Genomic DNA, 595 nt, shown 5'->3' with positions numbered 1-595 from the left:
TTAAGAATCCGGAGAGAAGCATCAGTGAGATAAACATGTTGACGGAAGAAGAAGAGAATCAACTGCTGGTCGAATTCAATGATACACAGGCTGATTATCCAAGGGATAAAACCATCCAGGCACTCTTTGAAGACCAGGTTCAAAAAAACCCGGACCAGGTGGCTCTGGTCTTCGAGGGCCAACAACTTACGTATGCAGAGTTGAATCAACAGGCAAACCGAGTGGCCCATCTGCTTAGGCAAAAGGGCGTAAAATCCGAAGATCGTGTGGCCTTACTGACAGTCAGGTCGTTGGACATGATTGTCGGAATGCTGGGTATACTTAAATCTGGCGGAGCCTACTTGCCCATCGACCCGGAATACCCGATGGAGCGCATTGATTTCATGTTGGCGGACAGCGGCGCCAAGGCCGTATTGAGTCAGACTTCCGTCATCCAGCAGTTGGGCTTAAAAGGTCATCCGGATAGACCATGTCTCGCATTGGACCATCTGGATACGGCACAGATCAATGAGACAAATCCGACCAACACAACCCGTGCCGATCATCTGGCTTATGTGATCTACACCTCAGGGACCACGGGGACACCCAAAGGAGT

The 595-nt window shown here is 50.1% G+C and carries 1 protein-coding gene; it reads left to right on the top strand.

What is annotated here, in order from left to right:
• Window positions 1–35: 35 nt before the first annotated feature.
• Window positions 36–595, top strand: a 560-nt coding sequence (locus tag EYB29_RS11250; RefSeq protein ID WP_166627298.1) for an AMP-binding protein, incomplete at its 3' end; no start/stop codon positions are given.

The sequence above is a fragment of the Jeotgalicoccus sp. S0W5 genome, assembly GCF_011634875.1.
Lineage (GTDB): Bacteria > Bacillota > Bacilli > Staphylococcales > Salinicoccaceae > Jeotgalicoccus > Jeotgalicoccus marinus.
The sequence above is the reverse complement of the archived record's forward strand: the minus strand, read 5'-3'. Positions and strand labels throughout refer to the sequence as shown.